Source organism: Hafnia paralvei ATCC 29927, from assembly GCF_001655005.1.
In the GTDB taxonomy this organism is placed as follows: domain Bacteria; phylum Pseudomonadota; class Gammaproteobacteria; order Enterobacterales; family Enterobacteriaceae; genus Hafnia; species Hafnia paralvei.
Window position 1 is genome coordinate 109,967 of the sequence record NZ_LXET01000044.1, and the last position, 20,583, is coordinate 130,549.

The 20,583-nt window shown below is 47.3% G+C and carries 14 protein-coding genes; 7 read left to right on the plus strand and 7 right to left on the minus strand.

Annotated elements, in window-relative coordinates:
- Positions 1-3: 3 nt before the first annotated feature.
- Complete coding sequence (gene rlmKL, locus M988_RS12335) at positions 4-2,130, minus strand: bifunctional 23S rRNA (guanine(2069)-N(7))-methyltransferase RlmK/23S rRNA (guanine(2445)-N(2))-methyltransferase RlmL (RefSeq protein WP_064574374.1); 2,127 nt, start codon at positions 2,128-2,130, stop codon at positions 4-6.
- Positions 2,131-2,599: 469 nt separating this feature from the next.
- On the opposite strand from rlmKL, the gene ydfZ reads away from it, so the two are divergent.
- Positions 2,600-2,803: a putative selenium delivery protein YdfZ gene (gene ydfZ / locus M988_RS12340; RefSeq protein WP_039189095.1), complete on the plus strand. Its 204-nt coding sequence runs from the start codon at positions 2,600-2,602 to the stop codon at positions 2,801-2,803.
- A gap of 169 nt (positions 2,804-2,972) precedes the next feature.
- Positions 2,973-4,076 (plus strand): YcbX family protein, encoded by a 1,104-nt coding sequence (locus M988_RS12345; RefSeq protein ID WP_064574539.1) that lies wholly within the window; start codon positions 2,973-2,975, stop codon positions 4,074-4,076.
- A 100-nt stretch (positions 4,077-4,176) separates the two neighbouring features.
- Here M988_RS12345 and M988_RS12350 read toward each other — a convergent pair whose 3' ends face one another.
- The 3 genes from M988_RS12350 to pepN all read right to left on the minus strand — a co-directional run bounded on the left by M988_RS12350 (position 4,177) and on the right by pepN (position 8,850).
- A complete protein-coding gene (locus M988_RS12350) occupies positions 4,177-4,725 on the minus strand; it encodes a cell division protein ZapC (RefSeq protein ID WP_008813034.1) in 549 nt (182 codons plus the stop codon).
- 187 nt (positions 4,726-4,912) lie between these two features.
- Positions 4,913-5,923, minus strand: coding sequence for a quinone-dependent dihydroorotate dehydrogenase (pyrD, locus tag M988_RS12355; RefSeq protein ID WP_004095679.1), 1,011 nt, complete (start codon positions 5,921-5,923; stop codon positions 4,913-4,915).
- Between the two features lie 308 nt (positions 5,924-6,231).
- Positions 6,232-8,850, minus strand: a complete 2,619-nt coding sequence (pepN, locus tag M988_RS12360; RefSeq protein WP_064574376.1) for an aminopeptidase N — start codon at positions 8,848-8,850, stop codon at positions 6,232-6,234.
- Positions 8,851-9,292: 442 nt separating this feature from the next.
- On the opposite strand from pepN, the gene M988_RS12365 reads away from it, so the two are divergent.
- From M988_RS12365 to M988_RS12385, 5 genes are all read left to right on the plus strand, one after another.
- The gene (locus M988_RS12365; protein WP_039188777.1) at positions 9,293-11,026 is read left to right on the plus strand and encodes a sensor domain-containing diguanylate cyclase; all 1,734 of its coding nucleotides are present in this window, start codon (positions 9,293-9,295) and stop codon (positions 11,024-11,026) included.
- Positions 11,027-11,242: 216 nt separating this feature from the next.
- A complete protein-coding gene (gene pncB, locus M988_RS12370) occupies positions 11,243-12,448 on the plus strand; it encodes a nicotinate phosphoribosyltransferase (protein WP_008813031.1) in 1,206 nt (401 codons plus the stop codon).
- A gap of 274 nt (positions 12,449-12,722) precedes the next feature.
- The gene (gene asnS / locus M988_RS12375; protein WP_004095687.1) at positions 12,723-14,123 is read left to right on the plus strand and encodes an asparagine--tRNA ligase; all 1,401 of its coding nucleotides are present in this window, start codon (positions 12,723-12,725) and stop codon (positions 14,121-14,123) included.
- Positions 14,124-14,449: 326 nt separating this feature from the next.
- Positions 14,450-15,565, plus strand: coding sequence for a porin OmpC (ompC, locus tag M988_RS12380; protein ID WP_064574377.1), 1,116 nt, complete (start codon positions 14,450-14,452; stop codon positions 15,563-15,565).
- Between the two features lie 300 nt (positions 15,566-15,865).
- Positions 15,866-17,059 carry an amino acid aminotransferase gene (locus M988_RS12385; protein ID WP_008813028.1) on the plus strand — a complete coding sequence of 398 codons (1,194 nt, stop codon included), beginning with the start codon at positions 15,866-15,868 and terminating at the stop codon, positions 17,057-17,059.
- 66 nt (positions 17,060-17,125) lie between these two features.
- On the opposite strand, the gene M988_RS12390 is transcribed toward M988_RS12385, so the two are convergent.
- The 3 genes from M988_RS12390 to ldtD form a co-directional block, all read right to left on the minus strand.
- Positions 17,126-17,773 (minus strand): MBL fold metallo-hydrolase, encoded by a 648-nt coding sequence (locus M988_RS12390; protein ID WP_008813027.1) that lies wholly within the window; start codon positions 17,771-17,773, stop codon positions 17,126-17,128.
- Positions 17,774-17,888: 115 nt separating this feature from the next.
- Complete coding sequence (gene mepK, locus M988_RS12395; protein WP_004095694.1) at positions 17,889-18,437, minus strand: peptidoglycan L,D-endopeptidase MepK; 549 nt, start codon at positions 18,435-18,437, stop codon at positions 17,889-17,891.
- A 177-nt stretch (positions 18,438-18,614) separates the two neighbouring features.
- Positions 18,615-20,441: a L,D-transpeptidase gene (gene ldtD, locus M988_RS12400; RefSeq protein WP_074388449.1), complete on the minus strand. Its 1,827-nt coding sequence runs from the start codon at positions 20,439-20,441 to the stop codon at positions 18,615-18,617.
- Positions 20,442-20,583: the final 142 nt, after the last annotated feature.

Consider the following 20,583-nt stretch of genomic DNA (forward strand, 5'->3'; position numbering starts at 1 on the left):
ATATTACTTTTCCTCGCCGGCATGACGGATCAGCCAGCAGTTATGAATCTGACGGTTACGGGCAAAGTCTTGGGACAAGGTCTGCGCGGTAATTTCTTTCGCTTCCAGCCCCAATGCACCGAGCGCCTCAAGATCCATTTTGAATCCACGCTTATTGTTGGAGAACATGATGGTGCCACGACGACGCAGCATACGCTTAAGATCGCGCATGATATCAATATGATCGCGCTGCACATCGAATGTCGCTTCCATACGTTTCGAGTTAGAGAACGTCGGTGGATCGATAAAGATCACATCATATTGTTCATCGCTATTATGTAAATAAGAGAGGCAGTCGGCCTGCACTAAACGATGCTGACGCCCAGTTAAACCATTCGCCCGCAGGTTTTTTTCCGCCCATTCAAGATAGGTACGTGACATATCGACCGTTGTCGTTGAACGAGCACCACCCAAGCCTGCATGAACGCTGGCGGTACCTGTGTAAGCAAACAGATTGAGGAAGTCTTTCCCTTCACACATTTCACCCAGCATACGACGTGCAATGCGATGGTCAAGGAATAGCCCAGTATCTAAATAGTCGGTGAGGTTGACCCACAGCTCAGCGTTATACTCTTTAACCAGCATGAACTCTTCTTTTTGAGCCAACTTCTCATATTGGCTTTTGCCTTTCTGACGTTCGCGGGTTTTCAAAATCAAGCTGTTTGATGGTAAATTCATCACCGACTGAGTTGCATTGATCACGTCAAACAGACGCTGACGCGCTTTCTGTGCATCCACGGTTTTTGGTGGTGCGTATTCCTGAATCACCACTTTATCGGCATAGCGGTCAACGGCAACGTTATATTCTGGCAGATCGGCATCATAAACTCGGTAGCATTCAATGCCTTCTTGCTTAGCCCATTTATCTAACTTTTTCAGATTCTTGCGTAATCGGTTGGCATAATCCTCAGCGATCTGACCTGACGCCGTGCCCAAAGGATTCTCTGCCAACTGATAGTTTTTCTGCACACAGTCCAGAGGACCGTTTTTAGCCTTGAACTGGCGCTCTGCGCGCAGTTGCAGGCAGCTAAGCAACTCTGGCGATGCGCTGAACAGAGAAAGCTGCCAGCCGCCAAATGCGCCCTTCATAATGCGGCCTAACGCGTTGTGCAACGCAATCAGCGCAGGCTCGCTTTCCAAACGCTCACCGTAAGGTGGATTGCTCAGTACGGTGCCCACGGGGCCTTCCGGCAATGGGTTTTTCAGATTACTCACATCAGCCACGTTGAACGTGATCAGCTCAGATACCCCCGCACGACGGGCATTAGCTCGCGCCATTTCGATAACACGGCGGTCATTATCTGAACCAAAGAAACGTGATTGTCCTTCTTGTGCCTGTAAGCCACGACGAGCGCGTACCTGAGCTTCAGTCAGCAGCTCACGCCACAGTTCAGGGTTATGACCATTCCAAGCGGAGAATCCCCAATGCTGTCGAGTCAGCCCCGGAGCATGATCGGAAGCCATCATCGCCGCCTCAATCAACAACGTACCCGAACCACACATGGGATCGACCATCGGGGTGCCGACTTTCCAGCCAGAACGTAGAATAATGGCTGATGCCAAGGTTTCCTTGAGCGGAGCTGCACCGGTCAAGTCACGGTAGCCACGCTGATGTAAACCTTCACCGCTCAGATCCAAAGCCACGCTCGCCGTTTCGCGCTGTAAGAACACATTAATACGAATATCTGGAGTTTGTTTGGCAACGGTCGGGCGGGCATCAATTTTACGTGCGAAGCTATCCACAATCGCGTCTTTCACTTTCAACGCGCCATATTGGCTATTGCGAATTTCTTCGTTGGTTCCGGTGAAATGCACGGCGAAAGTTTTATCAACGCCAAAAATAGAAGTCCAATCAATCGCCTGCACGCCGAGGTACAGATCCAGATCGCTATAGACTTTAAATTCATTCAATGGCATCAGAATGCGTGAAGCCAAACGGCTCCAGAGCAGGCTCTGATAGAGTAAACGGTCATCCCCTTGGAAATGCACACCGCCTTGAACAATTTGACAGGAGTGCGCACCGAGGGCTTCGAGTTCATTTTTTAACAGTTCTTCTAGACCGCGCGCGGTGCTGGCAAACAGAGATTTCATGTTTTCACTATCACTAAAGAGAATTTACGGAGACTAAAAGCCAGAAACAGCTTAATAATCAAATGAATATATAACCCAATGCGGCACAATCGTGCATCGAGCCATACGAAAAGCAAGCTTCTGACAAATATCGATCAGTAAGTTAATCGCTCATTTTAACCCGCGGAGCCGCATATTTGATACTTTTCTATCAAAAACTCTCATTCCTCACTTCATCTTTTTTACATGGCCGCCTATCAGCGGCTGTTTCACCTGAGGCAAACAGCGTCAACTCTGTGCCGTTGCGTAGGCGAAACACTCGTCTTCCTGAAAGGAATTCTCATTAATAGCTAATGTTTTCATGCAGATACCATGAATTATTTTTTGATCAAAATCATTTTTTTCGCCCGTTCATCACTTTAAGATCTCGTTCCGGATTCATATTTATTGATATCAGATGAATGAGGAGCCGAAAATGAACCCAGAAAGCGTGATGACTTATGATCGCAACCGTAACGCCATCAAAGTGGGTAGCCGTGTGATGGTCAGTGGCACCGGCGAAATAGGTGTAATTACTGCGATCCACGCTGATAACCTGCCATCGGCACAGGTTCGCCGCGCTAAATGTGTTGATATCACCGATCTGAATGGCCGTTACGTTCCTACCGAACTGATCCGTTTGGGGATGAACTAATATCTCCTCGTGCCGATCTCGTGGCATACCGGTCGGCACGTTGCCTCTCCCCTATCCTCAACGCTGTCCCCATAAAAGAAAACGCAGCGCTATCTGTTCAACGATAGGCAGGTATCATAAAGTTGTCTGCTTAAGTTCGTTTTAAACGATGGAACGGGGTAGTGCTGAAATGATCACGTTATCAAAACTGTATGTTCATCCGATAAAATCAATGCGTGGCTTGCAACTTTCGCAGGCACAGGTATTACCGAGCGGTTTGGCCTTCGACCGAGCGCTGATGGTCACAGAGACGGATGGCACTTTTATTACCGCGCGCCAAAATCCGCAAATGGTCACATTTACCCCCGCGTTGCTACCGAACGGCATTGCCCTAACAGGGCCTGACGGTGAGAGTATCTTGGTGCTATGGCAAGACTTTCTTCATCTACAGCAGCCGACTGAAGTGTGGGGCAATCACTTCTCTGCACTGGTGGCTCCCCCACAGATTAACGACTGGCTAAGTCGTTATTTTAAACGCGCAGTCCAACTGCGTTGGTTGGGCAATGAACTTAGTCGCCGAGTAAAGCACCATCCTGACATTCCTCTTACCTTTGCTGACGGCTATCCTTTCCTACTCATCAACGAAGCCTCGTTTCAGAATTTACAGCGACGTGCCCCAAACGCGATTCGTATTGAGCAGTTTCGCCCAAATATTGTGGTGAGCGGTGCTAAGGAATTTGATGAAGATAACTGGCTGGTGATACGCATTGGCGAAGTCATTTTCGATCTCGTAAAACCCTGTAGCCGCTGTATTCTCACCACCGTAAGCACTGACCGTGGACGTAAACATCCGGCGGGGGAACCTTTAAAAACACTACAATCATTTCGTACCGCAGATAATGGCGACGTTGATTTTGGTATGAATATGATCGCTCGTGGCGGTGGAATTATTCGTCAGGGAGATAGTGTAGAAATTCTTAGCCTCCGCCCTCCTCGCCTCTATTCTGCGGGTGAAGTTAACGCCACATTGGCTACGCCGCCAGCCAACGAAAAAAGCGTCAACATTGAGTATCAGGGACAAACTTTTGTAGGCAATAACCAGCAGGTTTTGTTAGAACAACTTGAAGCACAGGGCATTAGAATTCCCTATTCTTGCCGAGCGGGATTATGTGGGGCTTGCAAAATAACGCTGGTCGAAGGGGAAGTCATACCGTTAAAACAGAGCGCAATCGGCTCAAATGGCGTCATACTGAGCTGCAGTTGTATTCCGAAAAGCAGTATCAAGCTTAGCTAACGTCAGCGGGTATATAGCCAAAATAATTCGCGTTGTATCGAGACGGCAGATGCAGCTTGAAGCACGACAAGGATATGCGGGTGATTAGCGCCCGCATCTATTAAACGGCATAAGCTAAAACATCTTCTGAATCGACAGATGGCTGAACAGCAATAAGTCGGTCATGCATGACTTTAATAGCATCGCCTAGCTGCATGGACTTACCCGCCAACTGCAAATAAGGTTGGGCTAACAAACATAAGCTAGCACTGTCTCCAGCCTCAACAACCAGCAGCTTAGCTTGTTCTGCTGTATTTGAAATCTGCACGGCGACCAATTCACCTAATGCAGGCATCACGGCACAGGATTGTGGAGCAAAATGCCAGCTTTTCGGCATTAATGGCTTAAGAAAACGCTGAGCCACTAGCGCATTTAATATTAATTCCGCCCGCTGCTCTTTTTTTAGCCCAGTCTGACGACTACGCTCTTCAAACTGGTAATAAAGTGCCGCATCGTCGACACAAAAAGAACATTCATCAAAAGCATCAGGCGTTAGCATTTTCCCAGCAAAGCGGGAACGAAAGATCATTCCGTTGGCTAAATCCAACATCAAACGATCGTGCTCTTCATCAAAATACCAGCGCCAATTATCGCCCGGTTTTATATTCATTCTATCCCTCTTCTGCATCAGTCATCAGGATCGTGTATTCAATTCTTTCACATATCATTAAATGCGATCAAATCGTTGGCTGATTTAATCAGACCAGCTTGATCGGACAATTAATTAGCAGAACGCTTGAAATATAGACTACCCCGGAGAAGAAATAAACCCCCAGGGCAAATAGGTAGGAAAATAATTAGATGTAGTTAACGATATCTTTAATCAATCCCGGTCCTTTGAAGATAAAACCAGAATAAATTTGAACCAAAGAAGCGCCTGCGTCTATTTTTTCTCTTGCTGCAATCACGGAGTCAATTCCACCAACGCCAATGATTGGCAAACGACCCTGCAACTCTTGAGAAAGTTGTCGGATTATTTCAGTACTGTGTAATTGCAAAGGGCGCCCGCTTAAACCACCTGCTTGCTCGCAATAGTTAAAGCCATTAACCAATTTGCGATCCAGTGTGGTATTGGTCGCGATGACGCCGTCGATATTATGACGGACTAAACTGTCTGCAACCTGAATCAATTCTTCATGAGAAAGATCCGGCGCGATCTTCACGGCCACAGGAACATATTTATGGTGTTTCTGTTGCAGTTCGATCTGTTTAGTTTTAATCGCTGTTAATAGATCGTCTAACGCCTCTCCATATTGAAGCGTTCTTAATCCTGGGGTGTTTGGAGAGGAAATATTTACTGCTATATAGCCCGCATAGGAGTAAACCTTTTCCATGCAGATTAAATAATCGTCTTTCCCCTGCTCAACCGGCGTATCTTTATTCTTGCCGATATTGATCCCCAGTACGCCGCCAAAATGCGATTTTTTGACGTTCTCGACCAAATTGTCAACGCCGCGGTTATTAAATCCCATACGGTTAATTAAACCTTCGGCCTCAACGATACGGAATAAACGCGGCTTATCATTCCCCGCTTGAGGGCGCGGAGTTACAGTACCCACTTCAATAAAACCAAACCCCATAGCTCCTAGGGCGTCAATACATTCACCATCTTTGTCCAATCCCGCAGCAAGACCGAGCGGGTTTTTAAAAGATAATCCCATGCAGGTTACCGGCTTAGAAGCCACTGACTGACGAACCAGAAACTCCAATGGAGTACCCGTAATACGGCGAAGCTGCTTAAACGTAAATTCGTGCGCGCGCTCTGGATCGAGCTGGAAAAGTGCCTTTCTAACGAAGGGGTAAAGCATGGTATCTCCTGAATCCCGGTGGCAAGTCGGGGCGGTATTATCCGGTATCTTTCAACAGATTGGAATTGATTAAAAACAAAAACAACGTAATCGGCGCAAACGTTTACTCTTACTCGCTCATTTATCGATGTTTTATACTGAAATTTTGCTATGAAACGCATTCATGCAGCGGATCGAAAGATAGCGGTAAAGTCGATGACGATAGCAGGTGAAGCAGATGCTGCGTCAGGTTTGAGGGCAAATAAATATCGCCGTATACAAAAAAGCCCCGTCATACGGGGCTTGGTGTGAGTGAATGACAGCGCTAATTATGCGTTTAACGCCTTGGTAATTTTTTCAAACAAATCGCCGGATAAATTATCCAGACCTTTAAGCTCTTCCAATGATTTACGCATTAAAGCCTGACGACTTTCGTCATAACGTTTTAAACGGATCAACGGTTCGATCATACGTGCCGCAACCTGTGGGTTACGCGTGTTCAAATCTTTTAAGATCTCGGTTAAGAAAGCATATCCTGAACCATCGGCGGCATGGAACGCAGATGGATTAGCCTGAGCAAATGCCCCCACCAGAGAACGAATGCGGTTTGGATTGCTCAGGGTAAATGAGCGATGTTTCAAGAGCGCTTTCACGTTATCGAGCACCAACGCCGATGGGCTCGTCGCCTGCAACATGAACCACTTATCCATTACCAGACCATCTTGGTGCCAACGTTCGTCGAACTCAGCCATCAAACGATCGCGGCATGGTAGTTCAGCGCCAACAGCGGCAGAAAGCGCGGCCAAAGAGTCAGTCATGTTATTGGCGTTCTCGTACTGTCGAACAACCAATTCATCCGCCATGACTACATCTTCGCCAAAAGCCAGATAGCGTAGGCATACATTGCGCAGTGAACGCTTAGCTATATCTGCGTGGTCGATACGATATTCTGGGGTGCGGTTATTGTTGTAGACCGCTAACCACTCATCAGCCATCTCTTTCGCTAACAGGCGAGTGATCGCCGAGTGCACCGCACCAATGGCTTCAGGATCGATAATGCTGAACAGCTCTGCCATTTCATTTTCAGAAGGCAATGTCAGAATTTGTGCCGCCAACGCAGGATCGAGAGACTCATCCAGTAAGACTGCGCGGAATGCGTCAACCACGTGCATTGGCAGAGAGAGCGGCTGGTTCTGCTGGAATTTAGCCACGTTTAGACGAACGTATTTAGCCAGCAACATTTGCGCCGCATCCCAACGAGCAAAGTCATTGCGGGCGTGCTGCATCAGGAAACTGAGCTGCTGGTCGCTATACGGATATTCCAGTTTTACCGGCGCAGAGAACTCACGTAATAAAGAAGGAATCGGTTTATGTGGAACATTATCAAACGCGAAGCTTTGCTCCGATTCTGTCACATTCAGCACGTTACTTACCGCTTCACCATCGATCATTAACGGGATCACATTGCCCTGCGGATCATAAAGTTCAATATCCAGCGGGATATGCAACGGCAGTTTTTCTTGCTGTTCAGAAGTCGGCGGTGTTTGCTGAGTGACATACAGGCGATATTGCTGGTGCTCAGCGTCATATTCGTCGCGCACGCTCAATTCAGGCGTGCCCGCTTGGCTATACCAACGGCGGAATAACGTGAGATCAACGCCGGAGGCATCTTCCATCGCCTGTACAAAATCATCACAGGTCGCCGCGCTGCCGTCATGACGTTCAAAATAGAGCTTCATGCCTTTCTGGAAGTTCTCTTCGCCGAGCAAGGTATGCATCATGCGAATAACTTCAGAGCCTTTTTCATACACGGTAAGCGTATAGAAGTTATTCATTTCAATAACTTTGTCAGGGCGGATAGGATGTGCCATCGGGCTGGCATCTTCCGCAAACTGAGCGCCACGCATTACGCGAACGTTATCAATACGGTTTACTGCACGCGAACCGAGGTCCGAACTGAATTCCTGATCGCGGAATACGGTTAAACCTTCCTTCAAGCTCAATTGGAACCAATCACGGCAGGTCACGCGGTTACCTGTCCAGTTGTGGAAATATTCATGACCGATCACGGCTTCGATGCCGAGATAGTCTTTATCGGTAGCGGTTTCAGCCTTAGCCAGAACATATTTAGAGTTAAAGATGTTCAGACCTTTATTCTCCATCGCGCCCATATTAAAGAAATCGACGGCGACGACCATATAGATGTCGAGGTCATATTCAAGACCAAAACGAGTTTCATCCCACTTCATGGCATTTTTTAGCGAGGTCATAGCCCAACCTGCACGATCAAGATTGCCGCGGTCTACGTAAAGTTCTAATGCGACATCTCGCCCGCTTTGGGTGGTGAAGCTATCGCGAAGCACGTCGAAATCCCCTGCGACCAGCGCAAACAGGTAGCATGGTTTTGGGAATGGGTCTTCCCACTGTACCCAGTGACGACCATCTTGCAATTCACCCTGCGCAATACGGTTACCGTTAGACAGCAAGAATGGATAACGAGCTTTGTCCGCCACGATGCGGGTACGGAAACGCGCCAACACATCAGGGCGATCCAGATAATAGGTAATATGGCGGAAACCTTCAGCTTCGCACTGGGTGCATAACGCCTCGCCAGACAGATACAGGCCTTCTAAGGCGCTGTTCTTCGCCGGATGGATTTCGTTCACAATGGTCAGCGTGAATTCGTCAGGCAGATTTTCCAGAACCAGCTGATTCTCTGACTCACTATAGTGTTCCCAAGGAACATCGTTCACGCTAACGCTTTTCAGAGTGAGGTCTTCACCATTAAGAATTAATGGTGCCTGCGCGCTTCCCTGACGTTTAACCTGACTGACTGCGGTGACCGTCGTAGTGTCAGCATCTAAATCAAAATCGAGGGCCAGATCGGTGATGGTAAAATCTGGCGCTTTGTAATCGTGACGATACTTGGCTTGAGGTTGTTGTGTCATAAATACCCTTGTAGGCTTCGCCGATGATAGACCTAGAGATTTTAAATTGACGGGGAGAGTGACAAACCGCGTCATCGAGAGCTAGCCGCTGACAACACATCAGCGCCCTAACTAACCGTTAACTAAACTGTATCACACCGATCAAAAAACCGAAGCTCTGCTGATGAACTCGTGAACGTTCGTATATATTTCAATCAAATCAGCGTCTAGCCCGCTAAGACAGCGTGCTTTTTCACTGCAAAGAAACGGTGTAAAAGAGTAAGGCTAGCTGAACATAGACTACAATGGAGCAAGATTAATCTCAGACCTAAATACTTACTCTGAGTGGCTATATTCTGACATAATGATTGCAACGACAGTTTCTTGTTCATTGCGCCCGCCCCCGCGGTCAGCAATTTACCTGATAAGCCCCTAGACGTTCGAATCCCAGAAAACAACGCGCATGAAGCTAAAAAATCTGATCTATATTTTTACAACGGCTCTGGTGTTCTTTTTTGGTATTTTTATCTATAGCTCGCTACACAAAGCGCACATCGATTACGCAGAAAACCAACAGAATCTGTATAAAGTTAAGCGGCTACGCGAACTTACCGAAGTATTTCAATCTGCCCTGTTAGCCCACCGTCTTAAACGCATTAGTTTTATCAGTAACGCTATCACTGAGGATGAAATTCTCAATGCAGAAAAACAGGTGCGACGTCATGCCGCGGCCTTAGTGCTTTCGCCAACAGACACCCCCTCAACCGTACTCGAAAAAAAGACGCATGAGATGTTTGATAAAGCTGAAGCGCTTGTTTATAGCCTTTCGGCTAATGACAATCAGGAATTATCCGCAGTTGGCCCACTTATTCAGGCTCAACTTGATTTGAAAAGCGCATACTATATAACTGAACTTAATAAGCTTTATTTCTTATACATCTACAATACGACGCTTTCCGACAGCCACTCTTACAAGTTTATCGAAAGCATTCGTTTGAATAACCGTCTAACGCTGACTGCGACTGAATTAATCGATCAACTGGTTGATATCAAAACCGATGACGTTAAGCGCAACCGCTCTTATATACGGTCAATTGAGCTTATTGGGGTTTTAGATTCGCTACGCTCTCGAGTCGATTTTATTATTGCCACAGCCCCTGATGCGGCTCAATCCGAAGCTGCAATTGCTGATTTATCAGAGAAACTCAGTCAAAGCAGCATGCAAAAATTGACGGCCGATCTCACCAGCGTTATGCAAAGTCGCTCATCTCAGGCGTTCGATGGTTTTTACCGCTACATTATTGGTATGGATAAAGCATCCGCTGTTTTCGTTAATAGTAGCTACGATCTTGAGCTTCATGAATTACAAACCAAGATAGACCTTAGCCGTGTCCAACTTTATGGCATGATTTCCCTTTGCTGGCTGCTGGCGCTTTTCATTGTGATGCCCATTTTGGTGTTCTCCTCAAAGATCACCTCATGGCTTACGCTTACCAACAAAAACATCATGAAACTCTCCAAAGGTGACCTGAATATTCAGCCCGATAATTCTGTCGTAAGCGGTGAGCTTTCAGCTATTTCTAATGCCATTAACCAATTACGCCAAAATCAAATCGAAAAACATCAGCTCGAATTAGAGAAACAACAGCTAATCAACGAACTTCTCGAAGCGTCTTCGACCGACCCGCTGACGAATATCTACAACCGGCGTAAATTCTTCAATCAATGCAGCCAAATCAAGAGTGCGGAATATCCTCTCGCTTTCTGCCTGATTGATATCGATAATTTTAAAAACCTTAATGACCGATACGGCCATGACGTCGGCGATTTGGCCCTCATCGCTTTTAGCCAGTTGCTTACACAATCACTTCCAAAAGACACGGTATATTGCCGGTACGGCGGCGAAGAGTTTGCCATCCTGCTTAAATACACCGATGTTCCCCAAGCGATGCAAATCATCGACTCGGTACGACTTGATACTGAGCTATTACACATCACTATACCGAATAAGCCTGGGGTCGGTTTTACCATCAGCTGTGGTTTGGCTCGCCTAGACGATTATAAGAATATCAACCACTCGATAAAGCAGGCTGACGAAGCGCTCTATTTCTCGAAGAAGCGCGGTAAGAATCAGGTCAGCTTTTACTCCCAAAGCGGTTTCATTAGTTTTGATGCAAAGCATAAAGACCCCAGTTAAATTGAGGCGAAACGAGACATAGCTCAAGGTATGAATATTGTACAATTGCACGGCAACTTAATAGGTGCTACTGCAAATGGCACGTTTAATCCTCGACCTATCAAATGCCATATGGTGTTATGAGGCTTCAATCTCGGGATAAACTAGGTATACTCCACCGACTTTGCCGATTATCCCGAACGTGGAATATCCCTGACGAGGATGCAGTAACGCGCCATGACTCAACATGCTTCCCCGATATTAACTTCATTATTGGACACTGACGCCTATAAACTGCACATGCAGCAGGCCGTCTATCATCGTTACCGCAACCTCACTGTCGCGGCGGAATTTCGTTGCCGTGGTGACGAGTTACTGGGCAGCTATGCCGACGATATTATTCAGCAAATCGCTTTTATGAGCGATCTTGCGCTGAGTGATGAAGAATACGCTTATCTCAGTTCTCTGCCGTTTTTCAAAAAAGACTATCTGGACTGGCTGCGCGAATTTCGCTTTAACCCACAGCAGGTCGATATTCGTAATGAAGACGGTCATTTAAGTATCCGCATCACTGGCCCTTGGCGTGAAGTGATTATGTGGGAAGTCCCGCTGCTTGCCGTCATTAGTGAAGTGGTTCACCGCGATCGCTCTCCTCTGGCAACGCCTGAAATGGCGGTTGCACAGTTGCGTAAAAAGCTGACCGCCTTCAAAGCGCTGAGTGCCGATATCGATCTTGCTGGTTTTAAATTGATGGACTTTGGTACTCGTCGCCGTTTCTCACATAACGTGCAGCGCGCCATCATCGAAACATTAAAGACGGATTTCCCACCGTTAGTTGGCACCAGCAACTACAAGTTTGCTCAAGAACTGAATCTTGCGCCCATGGGAACTCAGGCTCACGAATGGTTTCAAGCACATCAACAAATTTGTCCTGTGCTAGCCAACAGCCAGCGTGCCGCACTGCAAGCATGGTTAGATGAATATCCCGACCAGCTTGGAATTGCGTTAACCGACTGCATCACCATGGATGCATTCCTACGTGATTTTGGCCCTCAGTTCGCCAATCGTTACCAAGGCCTGCGCCATGACTCCGGTGAGCCAACTGAATGGGGAGAGAAAGCCATCGCCCATTACCGGAAGCTGGGTATCGATCCTATGACCAAAACGTTGGTGTTCTCTGATAACCTCGATTTAGAAAAAGCGCTGGAGCTCTACCGCCATTTCCACGATCGCATCAATTTAGGTTTCGGCATCGGCACACGGTTGACCTGCGATATACCGGATGTGAAACCGCTAAACATCGTGATCAAACTGGTTGAGTGCAACGGCAAGCCGGTTGCAAAACTATCAGATAGCCCAGGAAAAACCATTTGCCACGATAAGGCGTTTGTCAAAGCCCTGCGTAAAGCCTTTGATCTCCCCTTGGTGAAAAAGGCCAGCTGATAGCTAATGCTGTTTATCTAAGAGATCGCAATAAATAGAATGAGGGCGTAGATATCTATACGCCCTCTTTTATTATCAATACCCGCCAACTTCCCAGAGTAAGCCAAATAATTTTTTGATTTTTTATTCAATCTCTCAATATCTCATCAAGTTCTTGCGATTTGACCGTGATTTCCTCTTGTGTCTGTTTGCGTGACAAGTAACATAGCAACATGCCCGTATTATCTGGGCAGTGGGTTATTTATCATTCAAGATCAATAAAAGAGAGAAATCTATGAGCGTAGTGCCTGTAGTCGACGTACTGCAAGGCCGTGCCGCGGTCGACACTGAAGTTACCGTGCGCGGGTGGGTACGTACCCGGAGAGATTCTAAAGCTGGTATCTCCTTCCTCGCCGTTTATGACGGCTCCTGCTTTAATCCGTTACAGGCCGTCGTTAATAATTCTCTGCCGAATTATGAAAGTGATGTTTTACGCCTGACAACCGGCTGCTCTCTTGAAGTTACGGGTAAAGTCGTTCCTTCGCCAGGCGAAGGTCAGAGCTTCGAGCTGCAAGCAACAGAAGTCAAAGTTGTGGGCTGGGTTGAAGATCCTGATACCTATCCAATGGCAGCAAAACGTCACAGCATCGAGTACCTGCGTGAGGTTGCCCACCTGCGCCCGCGCACTAACCTGATCGGCGCCGTAGCGCGTGTTCGCCACACTCTGGCTCAAGCAATCCATCGCTACTTCCATGAAAATGGCTATTTCTGGGTTTCTACCCCACTCATCACCGCTTCAGATACCGAAGGCGCGGGCGAAATGTTCCGTGTTTCCACTCTGGATATGGAAAACCTGCCACGTACCGATGAAGGTAAAGTTGATTTCGGCGAAGATTTCTTTGGTCGTGAAGCATTCCTGACCGTATCGGGTCAGTTGAATGGAGAGACCTACGCTTGTGCACTATCGAAGGTTTATACCTTCGGACCGACTTTCCGTGCTGAAAACTCCAATACTAGCCGCCATCTGGCTGAATTCTGGATGGTTGAACCTGAAGTTGCGTTTGCCGACCTGAACGATATTGCGGGCGTTGCAGAAGGAATGCTGAAGTATGTCTTCCAGGCCGTATTGGATGAACGCGCAGACGACATGGAGTTCTTCGCTCAACGTGTTGATAAAGATGCGATCGATCGTCTGAAACGTTTTGTCACCTCTGACTTTGCGCAGGTCGATTACACCGAAGCGGTAGATATTTTGCTCAACTGCGGCAAGACCTTCGAAAACCCAGTGTATTGGGGCGTGGATCTTTCTTCCGAGCATGAGCGCTACTTAGCTGAGCAACACTTTAAAGCGCCGGTGGTTGTTAAAAACTATCCAAAAGATATCAAAGCGTTCTATATGCGCATGAACGAAGATGGCAAAACCGTGGCGGCAATGGACGTATTGGCTCCTGGGATCGGCGAAATTATTGGCGGTTCTCAGCGTGAGGAACGTCTAGACATGCTGGATGCACGTTTGGAAGAAATGGGGCTGAATAAAGAAGACTACTGGTGGTACCGTGACCTGCGTCGTTATGGCACCGTTCCACACTCTGGTTTTGGCCTCGGATTTGAACGTTTAATCGCCTATGTCACCGGCGTGCAAAACGTTCGTGACGTGATTCCATTCCCACGCACCCCACGAAACGCAACTTTCTAAATAAGTAATAAAACAACATTTAAACGTTTTCATTACAAAAGAGGGGCCAGCAATGCTGGCCCCTCTCTTTTTTAAACTTAGACCCCTGTCACAAAGTTCCCTAATTTTTACAATTTGAAACACATACTTTCGTTTTGTTACGCGAATTATACTTTTGTATCATTTTCGATGTGGATTATCAGCCTAGTGAATGGAACACTGCGATGCAGACACAGGAAGACACCATACTTTCTCTTTTAGTTCCGTAAGTGATGAAATAGTTCCGCGCAGAATTAATTTAGGCAGTGGCAGGTGTCAAAAAAAAATAACTCCTTTAGAGGGTAACAATGATGAAACGCAATATTCTTGCAGTAGTGATCCCAGCGCTGTTGGCAGCTGGTGCAGCAAACGCAGCTGAAATCTATAACAAAGATGGCAACAAGCTGGATCTGTACGGTAAAGTTGACGGCCTGCACTACTTCTCTGACGACAAAGGTTCAGACGGTGATCAGTCTTACGCTCGTTTCGGCTTCAAAGGCGAAACTCAGATTTCTGATCAACTGTCTGGTTATGGTCAGTGGGAATACAACATCAAAGTTAACAACACTGAAGGCAACGGCTCTTCTAAAAACGCAACCCGTCTGGGCTTTGCTGGCCTGAAATTCGGTGACTACGGTTCATTCGACTACGGTCGTAACTACGGCGTAATCTACGACGTAGAAGCATGGACTGATATGCTGCCAGAGTTCGGTGGTGATACTTATACCAACAGCGATAACTTCATGACCGGTCGTACCAACGGCGTTGCTACCTACCGTAACAACAACTTCTTCGGTCTGGTTGATGGCTGGAACTTCGCAGTTCAGTATCAGGGTAAAAACGGCAGTGCGACCGAAAGCAACAATGGTCGTGACTACCAGCAGCAGAATGGTGACGGCTACGGTTTGTCTACCACTTATGATTTCGGAATGGGTATCAGCGCTGGTGCGGCGTACTCTTCATCTGACCGTACTAATCAGCAAACTACTCTAGGCCGTCAGGTTAATAGTAACGTAGCTGGTGGCGATAAAGCTGACGCATGGACCGCTGGCCTGAAGTACGATGCTAACAACGTCTACTTGGCAGCTATGTATGCAGAAACTCGCAACATGACTCCATACGGCAAGACCGGTATCGCAGACAAAACTCAGAACTACGAAATCGTAGCTCAGTACCAGTTCGACTTCGGTCTGCGCCCATCCGTTGCTTACCTGCAGTCTAAAGGTAAAGACCTGAACACCAACTTATCTGGTGACAAAGATCTGGTTAAATATGTTGATGTCGGCGCGACTTACTACTTCAACAAAAACATGTCTACCTATGTTGATTACAAAATCAACCTGCTGGATGACAACGATTTCACCAAAGCTAACGGCATCGCTACTGACGATATCGTCGCTCTGGGTCTGGTATACCAGTTCTAATCTGACGACAGTCTAACGACTGTAACAGAACAGAATTTAAGGCAGAGCTTCGGCTCTGCCTTTTGCTATCGGCTATATTCCCTTGTGTTAAGCCTGTATTTTTTCCTATCCTCGCACGACGTTTACTCCCCTATTTTCCTCTCCCATTTCCCCTTTTCTTCTTATTTTTGGTGCTTTTATCATCATTGAAGCGTTCAGGTAACAACTTTGTATTCTTTTTGTGGCAAACGGTTGGCAAGCCTGCGACGTAGCGGTAATCTGAGGGCTCTCTGGCTCAACTCGACACATGGAAGCCCCTACATGTTTGAAAATATCCCAGCCGCACCAGCGGATCCGATTTTAGGTCTTGCCGATTTATTCCGTGCCGACGCCCGTACCAATAAAATCAACTTAGGTATCGGTGTTTATAAAGATGAAACAGGTAAAACACCGGTGCTGACCAGCGTTAAAAAAGCTGAGCAGTATCTGCTGGAAAACGAAACCACAAAAAACTATCTGAGCATTGATGGTATTCCTGCTTTCGCGACCTGCACGCTGGAATTACTGTTTGGTAAAGAAAGCCCAATCATTCAGGACAAACGTGCGCATGCCGCCCAAACTCCGGGTGGTACCGGTGCTCTGCGTGTGGCTGCTGATTTTATTGCGAATAAAACATCAGCTAAGCGAGTTTGGGTAAGCAATCCAAGCTGGCCTAACCATAAAAGCGTATTTAACGCCGCAGGGCTCGAGGTGCGCGAATATGACTACTATGATGCCGATAACCATCAACTGGACTTCTCTGGCCTGCAAAAGAGCTTAGAGCAGGCTGAAGCGGGTGACGTGGTGCTGTTCCATGGCTGCTGCCATAACCCAACCGGTATTGACCCTACGCCAGAACAGTGGGAAGCGCTGGCTGAAATGTCAGTGTCCAAAGGCTGGCTACCGCTATTTGACTTCGCTTATCAGGGCTTTGCCAATGGTTTGGAGGAAGATGCTCAGGGTCTGCGTATCTTCGCCGCTAAACATGATGAACTGCTGGTTGCCAGCTCTTACTCGAAAAACTTTGGTTTGTATAACGAACGCGTGGGCGCTTGCACATTGGTTGCCGCCGACAGTGAAACCGCAGACAAAGCCTTCAGCCAAATCAAAGCCACGATCCGTGCGAACTACTCTAACCCACCGGCTCACGGCGGTTCAGTGGTAGCAACCATTTTGGGTAACGAAGCTCTGCGTACCATCTGGGAGCAAGAGTTGACCGATATGCGTCAACGTATTCAACGTATGCGTCAGCTGTTTGTTAATACCCTGCAAGAGAAAGGTGCTGAGCAAGATTTCAGCTTCATCATCAAGCAAAACGGTATGTTCTCTTTCAGCGGTTTAACCAAGGAGCAGGTCATCCGCCTGCGCGATGAGTTTGGCGTTTACGCCGTGAACTCTGGCCGTGTGAACGTAGCAGGGATGACGCCAGACAATATGGCGCCATTGTGTGAAGCTATTGTCGCCGTGCTGAAATAATATTACCTCAGCAACGCAAAAGGAGCCTTTCGGCTCCTTTTTTATTTACGGCGAGCGACATAGCAACTACCACACCGCGGGCTCATCGCACACAAACGGATTCGTCTGACGCTCTTGACCAAAGGTAGACATAGGTCCATGACCAGGAATAAAGGCAACATCATTTCCCAGAGGCCAGAGTTTGGTTTTGATAGAGTTAATCAAGGCCTGATGGTCACCACGCGGGAAATCACTACGCCCTACACCACCGCTAAACAAAACATCGCCCACCTGCGCTAAGCGCGACTCTTCATTGAAGAAAATCACGTGGCCAGGAGTATGTCCGGGGCAATGAAACACCTGTAATGTTTGATTCCCTACCTGCAACGTATCACCATCGTTAAGCCAGCGCGTTGGAGTCAATGGGTCACAATTGGTGAAACCAAACATTTTGCTTTGTGCAGGTAGCCCTTCAAGCCAAAACAGATCGTCTTCCTGCGGTCCATAAATGGGTACATTCAAGCTCTTCGCCAATTGTCCTGCCGCTCCAACATGGTCTAGATGACCGTGGGTAAGCAGTATTTGAGTCACCGTTAAGCCAAGCGCTTCCACTTCACGCAAAATTTTTGCAGGCTCACCGCCCGGATCGACGATAGCGGCCTGATGTGTATCTTCACACCATAGCAGAGTACAATTTTGTTGAAATGCAGTGACAGGAATTATTTTATATTTCATCGTTGCCTCAATACCTTGCCCACAATGATTTATCACAATAAAAAAACACGCCGGCAAAGGCCGACGTGATGGATGTCTTTAGCTCTACCGCTAATAATACCTGCTTAGCAAAGTATTACCAATTCCTGACAGGGCCAGTATCAATATGAACAAAATTACTGCGCGGATAATATCCAACGCCACCCGCACGCATTTTCAATGCGGCTTTACGAATATTCGCTAGCTGAACGCCTTCAATATGGAAATCCATCGCTTGGCCGAGAGTATGATAACTATGCTTAGCAACACCACTGCCACGCTCACGTAATTCACTATTTGTACGTGGAGAACGATATCCAGAAATAAGCTGAATAGGTTTGCGCGTACCTATCATCGCTTGTAAGCGGAATATTTGATCGAATAAACGAGGGTCAATACGTTTAACTTTATTCGCACGATAGTCGCGGAATAAATGATTGAGGCGAGCCAGCTCTTCTTGAATATAGTTTTTGCCGTCGAAAAACTCGGCTTTGAGTTGCTCACCGGTATTTAAATTATTCAACACTAAAATACGCGGACGCGGTGTAGAAAGCGTTGCTAGCGCTTGCCCAGGCAGCATTGCCATTCCCATAGCAACGCCACCTAAAGCTAACCACTTGCGACGATGAATATTGATTGGATCCATGAGATGTTTTTACCCGGCAAAGTATCTAAAGATCACGCATTAAAGCGCACCGTCAGGCACCATAACCGCCATGGATGATCGAGTCAACCCGCTTCCCGCCGTGCCCGGCGGGATATCACAGAAATTTATGACTCACAGTTACATCATCAACAAAACAACGTTATTGCTAACTACTTGCTAAAGCTGAAAAAGACGTTCAGCTTGAGCTGCTACTTTTGCCCCAGAACGGACGGTATCATCATAATTGTAAATATCTGTGCGGAATTGCGGTTTTCCATCTTCAGAAACCCACGCGGTCAGATAATAGAGACGAACCGGTATACGATGACGAATTGGCACATATTTCGTATTCCCCTCTTTTAATGCAGATGATACCCGTGCGTCATTCCAGCCAGCATCTTGTAACAACATATTTGCTAGCGTTGATGCTTTATTTACACGGACACAACCCGAACTTAAAGCACGGATGTCTTTTTCAAACAATCCATGATTCGGTGTGTCATGCAGATAAATAGCATCCTGACTCGGCATATTAAACTTGTAGCGACCTAATGAATTATTAACGCCTGGCGCCTGCTGGATACGATATGGAAAATTACGCGGCGAAACTGATGCCCAATCGATCATATAAGGATCGACAACTTCAGCATCATTACTCCAACCAGAAAACAGACGATATCCATGACGTTCAAAATAGCCAGGATCACGCATCGCTTTAGGAACAATGTCTTCGCGAATAAGCGTGGTTGGGACATTCCACGGTGGATTGACAACCACGTTATTCAGTTCACTATTCATCAGCGGTGTTTTACGCGTCGGACGTCCAACGATAACGCGTGAAGTAAGCACTTCAGTACCGTTTTGGTAGTAAATCAGAGAGTAGTTAGGAATATTCACCATAATGCCGGTATCGACTTCTCCCGGCAAAATACGAAGTCGCTGGATATTTAACGCCAGTAACGTTGCTCGTGTTTGCGGTGAAACGTTCAGCCATTCACGAGTACGTTTGCCAATCACTCCGTCACTCGCAAGGCCCTGCCACTGCTGGAAACGTTTCACAGCTTCGACTAACTCAGGCGTGTATCGATTGTCCGTAGCTGAAACAGGCATTGTTTTCGCCGGTGTTGCCTCTGGCGTTGGCTGCTGCGTCAACTCTGATACCGCAGTGGTCGAAGGACTGATTACCGCGTTAGGTTCCTGACTTGCAGGCGATTGCAGCGGCTGAGCCTCTGGTACTGGTGTCGGCGACTTAACATTTCCCTTTTCTGTGAGCATCCCCGTTCGCTGTAAAACCTCACGCAGAGCAGGTATATCTGGGCTCAAATCGCCGGGTTTTAAACTTGGACCATCGTTGACGGTTGGCCAAGGACGAGTATCCGCCAGCAAATCTTTTAGCGCTTTATGCATAGCGGCATATTGTGGATGTGACGGTGCCAACGATTGAACAAACGTGGCCAAGCGACCATCACGCACAGACAGTTGCCAGTTATTAACCAACGTTGCTGGAGGCTCCGCTATAGCGTAAGGCACCGAACTATACAGCCAGCTTCCTTTCGTTGCACTTACGCCTGAAACAAACTGAAGATACCCCAGCATCGCATCGGACAGTACAGCGTCACGCGCCATATCTTTGACATCTGGGTTAACAAGCGCCTGCACCCATTGAGTAAACTGCGGTTGTACGCCAGAAAGCGCGACTTCAGCTAATTGCTGCTGAAATTGCTGCACGGCGGCACGATCCTGCCACATCGGCTGCATATGATTAGCAGCATAAAGAGAGGAAAGCTGATTTAAATAACGCAGCGATACTCCCTGCGGAAGCTGTGATATCAGCGTAGAACGCGACTGAGGTACACTCATGGTCGCTACTGAAACCGCTGGCTGCGTTACAGGCTGTGTGACGACCTCTGCGTGAGCAGGCATCAGGCTCATCGCCAAAGCACTCATCGCCATTGAACCACCGACAACCATATGGCCTAGACGGAATCTGTTATTCAGCACCATCCCTTGCTCCCTTGTTAGCTCATTGGCTCCGACTTTCGGAACCTTAGCTTAATTATACAAATAGAAATGACTTTTTGCCGTTTCATGTGCCGGTTGGTGCATCAACTGCCCGGACATTACGTTTTATTTATATGATGATACG